The following is a 7115-nucleotide window of genomic DNA, read 5'->3' as shown; positions in this document are numbered from 1 at the left end:
ATTCGAACTCACGACCTACAGATTAGGAATCGGAATCTGGGGGTGCTACGCGTTGCTGGAGTTTGAAAAATTCAAATAAAAACAATTCTACATTTGTCTTGAATTGATACTCTTTGCTGGATCAAGTTCCAAAAAGTTACCACGGTTACCACGGAACCGCCTTTTGTGCCGTACACGGACCCTGCGCATTTTGAGGTGATTTCGGATAGCTCGCCCTTACCGAGCATGTTTAACTCAAATCAGGCACTCGTCGAACATGGCTTGATGAATTCATCTTCAGGTCAGCCCTGACGGTTGTGGGCTCAGATCTCTCTAACATCAGCTCATATGCGGCGTTTTCGCAAGCTGGCTCGCTTTGCTCCCTCACCGTTCATGCTATGTTTACGCGAATCTCTTCGGTGGGTGTCAATGAGCGCCAATGGGTCTGATCCTCGGTCAGTTGTGAATGCGATGATTGCCATCGGCAATCGGATTGGCGTCGTGCTGCCTAACGTTTCTATTCAGAAGCTACTCTACTTCGCCCACGCCTCATTCCTCGTTCAGAACAAGCGACCGCTCGTGCAAGGGGTGTTTGAAGCATGGGACTACGGCCCGGTCTGTCCTCCTGTGTATCACGCCCTCAAGGAGCATGGACGCGAGCCGGTCAAAGAGCCGATCCGGAAGGTGAACCCGTTCACCGGCGAGATCAGCGACGTGGATCCGCTGCAGGACGCAGAAGCGCTCTTCCATCTTGAGCACGTGCTCAGAACGATGGGGCACCTGTCACCGGGCCAGCTGATCGAGCTGTCACACGCCCCTGAGGGTGCGTGGGCAGACGTCTGGAACAAATCGAAAACGGGCCCTACCATTGGTAACCGCATCGATGATATACTTACCGTAAGTCGATTCTCCCGCCTCAAGATGCCTCTGAGGGACGCGTCGACATACGGAGAAACCGATGAAGCTACGCCCTTTGCCGGAGATTGATCTGGCTCGTATCGCACCGCAGCCGACCGAGATGAAATGGTCGATGCTGCGTTCCTTCAAGACCGGTGGTGGATCGTGGTCTTACCAGCCTGCCCGGGAACAGGTCTTCAACATTTTCAATCCGGCGAACCCGATGGGTTTGCGTCTTCGCGAACCGTCGCTCGCGAAGATTGAGTCTCAGATCCGGAAAAGCTGTCGCATCGACGCCCAGGAAAGCGCCTGCATCGAGGTAACCCGGTTGCTCTGGCAGTGGGCGCAGGAGAATGCAGGGCCTGCAGTGGAAAAGCCGCAATCTTCAATGGCCATCGGTTCGATCGCGTCGGTGCGCTATTGGGGCAATTTTGCATTCCTTCATCGTGACCGACCGACGTTCGTATTCCTCGACCACCGGAGAGGGACGCGCCTGACAAAAGTAGGTCTGCGGTTCGCCATGTCGATGATGCACCAGCAACTGCGCCTGCCGGACCCGGACTTCTCCGAAGCGGCGCTCCTGGTCCTTCAGTTTCCTGCCCCTGATCGCGACGAACGGATCATCGTCGAGAAATGGGATAGCCAGTTCGAGCTGTACACATTCGACGAGCTGCAGGAGATGGTCACCGAGACCTATGACATCTGGCGTACGATCAACGAGGAAAGGGTTTCCTCGGAACGCCGTCGCGCAGCTGGCGACGACTGGTGGGGCGGCTGAGAAGCTGCCCACAATAGGAAGGGCGAGTTAGCGTGACATTCTTCTTCCTCTTGGCCGCAGGGATAGCTTATTTCCTGAAAGCATATGTCGTGGCGCTGGTATTTATCGGTCTGTCGATGCTGGAACAGGTATTGGTTATGATCCGAGCGACCGTCGATCCTAGTTGGTACATCCAACGGAAGCTCGAAGCGGGCGAACGAGTAGATTTCCTTCGGCCCGGCAAACAAATCATCGGGCTAATCTTCACGAAGGTCTTCCTTCTCTGGATCTTTGGCTTCTTCGCGTACCATGTGTCACGAGAAGCGGGACTGTTCTGAAGGTTCACTCTCCCCTATGCCCTCATGAAGCTCGCCCGATACCTACCACTTGCGACAAGCCCCCTCGCCGCGCTATCGGTCTTCAACGTCTATCGCAGGGCTTTCGGGATTGAGCTGCATGGATGGATGGCTCAAGTGGCCGCACAGTTCGAAAGCGTCGTTCACGGAGCTCTAAACTTCGGACCGGAGAGAGTGACGGGATGGCACCCGCCCACGTTCCTGTCCGATTTTTGGGTCATCTCATTCTGGTGGACTGGCGTTCTGACATTCGGAACCGTGCAGGCAATGAAAGACAAAGGAGCGCCGACGCATTGGCTGAGCCACGTCGTTATGATCCCGAACCGGATCTTTGTCGGGTACTCTTTAATCGGCTTCTTCTTGGCTGCAGCGACTGTCCCCATAACTTTCGCACGGTTCAAGTCCGGAGACGACGACTTGGACAGGTACGGACACTGGGTCCGAGTCTACATCGTGTCTGGAGTGGCTTGCGTTGCGATGTTCTTCCTACTGAACCATTTTGCTTGACCGCGCCTGAATCGGGCTCGGCGTGCGGTCGATCCCGACGGTCTATGCTTTCGACAAGGGCCGCCCCAGAAAACGCTGTAGCATACTACCCTTCAAGTCCTATCACACGAAAGATTTTCTGTGTGGTAAGAGCTGCGACTGCCTAGCGTCACTAAGTACTTCGGAAGTGTGAGAGAGGAAATATGTGGCTTTTTATGGTGTATCGTGAAGCCGCGTGAATTCCCGGGCATCTTTAGGCAACTCAAGGATTTCGTTGCTCTTTTCTGATCGGCCAAGTTGTGCTGGGCTGCCCCCTACTCACAGTATGAGGAGTAGAGTGCATGCCCGATCCACGCGACGAATTTCCCGAAATCGAGGACATCCTCCAGCACAATCCCGACTGGCTCGATGAGGCCATCGATACGCCTTCGGTATCTCGGCTGACCGGCGTTCCGGTCTGCACACTTGCCACCTGGCGCTGCCGTGGCGGAGGGCCACCCTTCCTGAAGCTGGGCTCGGCTGTCCGTTACCGCCGGCGTACCGTACTCCGCTGGCTCGCCGAATGCGAGAAGTCCCAAAACGAGCCAAAGCGGCCTCCCCAATGACCAACAAGACAAGGCCTCTATCGATCCGTCTCGCCGAATCGGATATCAAACAGCTGACCGTACGGGCTCGCCGCATGTCCGGAACCCCGACCGGCGTCGCGCGAGAGCTTATCCTGTCGGGTTTGACAGACGGTGATCCGTACACGCAGGCCGAACGCCTCCTGAAGATCGAGCGAAGGCTCGCAGCCCTATCCCAGGATCTGACTGCAGCTTCGACCACAGTCGGTAGGCAGTCCGGCTCGCTTGAACGCATTGAATCCATGTTCGAGCAATTACTCCTTGCTCTCAGCGGCGGGACTGCCGGTTGAGGGCCCGTTCCATGAGACACCTCAAGCCCGTCCTCTTCACCTTCGCTGTCCTGTGTGGCGCAGCTTCTATCGCAACCTACAAGCTTGGTTTCGAATTATACCCACCTGGCACCTATACCGAGGCGGGCGTCTACGCTCGCCACGACAGCGCGTTCATGGCGAGATGCGGCAAAGCCCGGATTACCTCCCTCATTGGAGATCCTATCGGATCTTCTGACTGGCCGAGATGCCGACGCATCCTCGACCGCTATGGAACGACCGGGCAATTCATGCTTCGGCACAATGCCGTCGCGATTTTGACGGGACTATCGCTCCTAGCCCTGATCGGCCTCATCCGTCAGACGATGACCGCCCGTCCGTCCCCAAAAGTCATTCGTGGGCGGAAGCACCTTGCGGGCAAAACCGCACGACGAGCGCTCCAGTCCCTGTCAAGACGCGAGTGCCGCCGGTCCGGATCCGGGCTTGAGTTTCCGCCCGGCATTCCCATCAGCCGCGACCGTGAGAGCCGTCACTTCCTCATCTGGGGCAGTACCGGCGCGGGCAAGACCACCGCCATGCTGCACCTCATGCTTCAGGCCATTGAGCGCGGCGACAAAGTGATGGTGCTCGATGTCAAAGGCGACATGACCTCGAAGCTGCCCAGGATCGGCAATATCATTGCGCCGCATGATGCCCGCTCGCTGCAATGGGACATCGCAACCGACTGCCAGACCCCTCAGGAAGCGCGTGAGCTCGCGGCGCGGCTCATCCCTGAAAGCCGGTCCGACCGTATCTGGTCAGACGCAGCACGCGAGATCCTGACGGCCTGCGTTATCTCGCTCCAGGTCAGACAAGGACGCGGCTGGGGTTGGACAGACCTCCGAAAACTGGTGATCGCGGATGCAGATGCGCTTCTCAGTATTGCCGAATGCTACCATCCGGAAGCGATCCAGTTCCTGAAAGAACCAAGCAGCAAGACGACGCAGAGCATCATCTCGACCTTCAAGGCTCATATGAATGTGGTGAGCGTCCTCGCTGAAGCCTGGCCGAAAAGTTCGCGCGGGCGATCCTTCTCTGTCCGCGAATGGCTGGGCCATCCGGCGTGTCATCCGATCGTGCTGCAGCATGATGGACGCTATCCGCAGCTGACCAAGGCCTGGCTGTCCGGCATTGTTGGTCTTCTCGCCTCCCACGCGGCTTCACCGGCCATGCAGGAGAACCCGGAACGGCGTACCTGGCTCTTTCTCGACGAGTTCCCTCAACTCGAACGCCTGCCCCATTTCTCGACCCTGCTGGATGTCGGCCGGTCCAAGGGCATCAGCGTGGTGCTCGGCGCGCAGGACCTTTCCCAGATCCGCAACACGTACGGGCATGACCAGGCCGATGCATGGATCGGCATGATTGGCACGCACATCATCACCCGCATGAATCTGGGGCAGAGCGCCGAAACGACGAGCCGGTTGATCGGCCAGCAGACCGTCGAGTTCTACCGCAAGAGCGAGACACGATCAGGCGGCCAAATTTCGACAAGCTGGACTAAGGAGCGGGAAGTTCGTCCTGTCATAACGCCATCGGAACTGTCGGACAGGCTGGGCGCATTCAAGCAAGGCGTCCGCGCGCTCCTCATCGGCCCCGGCGAACATGCCTACGAGATCACCCTCCCCTATCCGCAGCTCAGCGAATTGCGTCCCGCCAGTGTGCTCGCCGACTGGACGACAAGACCTGCGCGGGAACTTGCGCCGCTGCCTGACGCGCCAAACAGCTTCCTGACTTCGATCCTGTCGCCGGAAGTCGCCCAGCGCATCCGGAATACATTCTCCCGGGAACACGACACCTGATGGTCGCATCGATCTCCGCCCGGAAGTCCGTTGCCGCCGCGGTGAGTTATTTCAAGCATATGGCTCAGGACGAGTACTATACTGGCCAGGGCGAAGCCGAAGCAGATGGCGAATGGGACGGCAGAGGCGCCGAACGGCTCGCGCTTGAAGGCCCCGTCTCCAACGCAGATTTCGAAGCTGCTCTGAATGGGCACGATCCGAGAACTGGCGCGCGCCTTACCCAGATCGGAAAGTCGCACGCCCCCGGTTGGGACATGACATTCTCGGCCCCAAAATCGGTCTCGGTCATGTGGGCGCTTTCATCCCCTACTGAACGTGCCATGATCGAAGCTGCTCACCGTCAAGCTGTTCATGCCGCCACCACCCATCTCGAAGATCATCACGCATTCACAAGGCGCGGCAAGGGCGGCGCGATCCGCGAGCCCGTCGCCGGTCTCACGATTGCCCGCTTCCACCATCACACGAGCCGTGATCTCGACCCTCAGCTCCACACCCACGCCTTCATCTTCAATCTTGCGCCTCGCCGAGATGGAAGCTGGGGCAGTCTCGTCAGCCGCAATCTCTACAAGGCTCAGAAGGAAGCGGGCGCCATCTACCGCGCGCACCTCGCCAATGGACTCGAGCGCGATGGCCATGCCGTCGAGCGCCATGGCACGAGCTTTCGCCTGACCGCGATCCCTCGCGACATCGAGCGTGCTTTTTCGAAGCGCAGGCAGGCGATCGAAAGCGCGGCCGACACCTATGGCTACCGTACGGCCAAAGGGATGGAACTGGCAGCCCTGCGCACACGGCAGGCCAAACGGCCAAGAGAGCGCACGGCACTGTTTCAGGCATGGCAAGCAGAAGCCAGAACGCTCGGCTTCGATCTCGCCAGAGCACGTCAGCAGCAAGCGCAAGTAGGCGCTCCAACCCGCCTCGGTCCGATGCCAGGTCGAGGAGCACGCACGCAATCGCAAGCCCGTCCTCTGCCCTCGGTGCAGCAAATGATCAGCGCCATCGCGCACGCGTCGCGAACTTCATCCAGCATGCAAGGCGTGCGGATCAGCCTGCGTCAAAGATCGGGCGAGCGTGACACTGAACACGAGCGCTGACGTATACGCATATCTTGGGCGTATCCGCCCGTAATCGTTGACCTGTGAGCCGATCTCCGAAAATTCGTAATCGCTGGATGCGGCTTCCGTACACGGCTTTTCCGGGCGAGATTTCCCTTAGCTGTGGGTGTTTGAGACTGGATCGCTCGGCGGTCTGTCAGCATCGAAGGTGCATGGGGTGTGAACACCTCACACAAATGAAAGCAGACGACCAACAACTAACATTTTTCGGACTTTTTGTTATTTAAGGAAACTGCACGACAAGGATGTTCTGTCGCGTCGCTTGGTGCCGATAGACTTAGTCCCACGGATTCCAGAGGATCACGTTGCGACCCATCTTGTCCTTGACCGCGCCAGGTTCTTTGCTTTCGAAGCCCGTGCGCTCATCTAGCCCCTGATGCAGCACATGAAGCGTCTTCCGAAGGTCCAGATTTATCGCTGACGAAGGCACAGTTCGACAACTTGAAATCACAAGATGTGATCGCAAGCAGCCAACGGGTTGGCCGACGCTCGCCGCAGCGAGCGTTTGCAGAACATGACCTCGTTATCGTGACTTACCCTGCTCAAGGCGACTCTTTCGGCGACGCGTGCGGGCGACCACTTAAAACACACAAGCGCAAGGTGACGGCACCCGCAGGTGCCGTCACCGCCACGATCAGTCCTTCGGATTCCAGAGGATCACGTGCAGGCCTTTCTTGCCCTTGACCGGGGCGAGGTTTGCGTAGATCCGGCGGGGACCGATTTGCGGGTCGGCGAGGGTCAAAGAGACATATTCGCGGCCTGAAGATTTCGCCTTGCGCATCCAGCCGCCGCCGATTT

Annotated in this window: 9 protein-coding genes; 8 read left to right on the top strand and 1 reads right to left on the bottom strand. The window is 58.3% G+C overall.

The genetic code is table 11. The features are described 5' to 3' along the window. Nucleotides 1–408: 408 nt before the first annotated feature. From HY26_RS15200 to mobF, 8 genes are all read left to right on the top strand, one after another. On the top strand, nucleotides 409–966 hold the full coding sequence (locus HY26_RS15200; RefSeq protein WP_158531524.1) for a Panacea domain-containing protein: 558 nt from the start codon (nucleotides 409–411) through the stop codon (nucleotides 964–966). Beyond that, complete coding sequence (locus HY26_RS15195; RefSeq protein ID WP_146740257.1) at nucleotides 938–1654, top strand: hypothetical protein; 717 nt, start codon at nucleotides 938–940, stop codon at nucleotides 1652–1654. The genes HY26_RS15200 and HY26_RS15195 overlap by 29 nt, the downstream gene beginning before the upstream one ends. 32 nt (nucleotides 1655–1686) lie before the next feature. Further along, on the top strand, nucleotides 1687–1971 hold the full coding sequence (locus HY26_RS15190) for a hypothetical protein (protein WP_112073982.1): 285 nt from the start codon (nucleotides 1687–1689) through the stop codon (nucleotides 1969–1971). 24 nt (nucleotides 1972–1995) lie between these two features. Further along, nucleotides 1996–2496, top strand: a complete 501-nt coding sequence (locus HY26_RS19060) for a hypothetical protein (protein ID WP_112073981.1) — start codon at nucleotides 1996–1998, stop codon at nucleotides 2494–2496. 320 nt (nucleotides 2497–2816) lie between these two features. Beyond that, nucleotides 2817–3080 carry an AlpA family transcriptional regulator gene (locus tag HY26_RS15180; RefSeq protein ID WP_233351646.1) on the top strand — a complete coding sequence of 88 codons (264 nt, stop codon included), beginning with the start codon at nucleotides 2817–2819 and terminating at the stop codon, nucleotides 3078–3080. Then, on the top strand, nucleotides 3077–3388 hold the full coding sequence (locus HY26_RS15175; protein WP_112073980.1) for a hypothetical protein: 312 nt from the start codon (nucleotides 3077–3079) through the stop codon (nucleotides 3386–3388). Before HY26_RS15180 ends, HY26_RS15175 begins: the two co-directional genes overlap by 4 nt. An 11-nt stretch (nucleotides 3389–3399) precedes the next feature. Beyond that, nucleotides 3400–5205: a helicase HerA-like domain-containing protein gene (locus tag HY26_RS15170; protein WP_112073979.1), complete on the top strand. Its 1806-nt coding sequence runs from the start codon at nucleotides 3400–3402 to the stop codon at nucleotides 5203–5205. After that, on the top strand, nucleotides 5205–6296 hold the full coding sequence (gene mobF, locus HY26_RS15165; protein WP_112073978.1) for a MobF family relaxase: 1092 nt from the start codon (nucleotides 5205–5207) through the stop codon (nucleotides 6294–6296). The genes HY26_RS15170 and mobF overlap by 1 nt, the downstream gene beginning before the upstream one ends. 655 nt (nucleotides 6297–6951) lie before the next feature. Here mobF and HY26_RS15160 read toward each other — a convergent pair. Next, complete coding sequence (locus HY26_RS15160; RefSeq protein ID WP_255567041.1) at nucleotides 6952–7113, bottom strand: DUF736 family protein; 162 nt, start codon at nucleotides 7111–7113, stop codon at nucleotides 6952–6954. Nucleotides 7114–7115: the final 2 nt, after the last annotated feature.

The organism is Hyphomonas sp. GM-8P, assembly GCF_003263315.1.
In the GTDB taxonomy this organism is placed as follows: Bacteria; Pseudomonadota; Alphaproteobacteria; order Caulobacterales; family Hyphomonadaceae; genus Hyphomonas.
This window is presented reverse-complemented; position numbering and strand designations above follow the sequence as displayed.

Excerpts from the sequence above, each read along its gene's own strand:
- mobF (WP_112073978.1), top strand. The coding sequence starts at position 5,205 with ATGGTCGCATCGATCTCCGCCCGGAAGTCCGTTGCCGCCGCGGTGAGT.
- HY26_RS19060 (WP_112073981.1), top strand. The coding sequence starts at position 1,996 with ATGAAGCTCGCCCGATACCTACCACTTGCGACAAGCCCCCTCGCCGCG.
- HY26_RS15200 (WP_158531524.1), top strand. The coding sequence starts at position 409 with ATGAGCGCCAATGGGTCTGATCCTCGGTCAGTTGTGAATGCGATGATT.
- HY26_RS15175 (WP_112073980.1), top strand. The coding sequence starts at position 3,077 with ATGACCAACAAGACAAGGCCTCTATCGATCCGTCTCGCCGAATCGGAT.
- HY26_RS15180 (WP_233351646.1), top strand. The coding sequence starts at position 2,817 with ATGCCCGATCCACGCGACGAATTTCCCGAAATCGAGGACATCCTCCAG.
- HY26_RS15195 (WP_146740257.1), top strand. The coding sequence starts at position 938 with ATGAAGCTACGCCCTTTGCCGGAGATTGATCTGGCTCGTATCGCACCG.
- HY26_RS15170 (WP_112073979.1), top strand. The coding sequence starts at position 3,400 with ATGAGACACCTCAAGCCCGTCCTCTTCACCTTCGCTGTCCTGTGTGGC.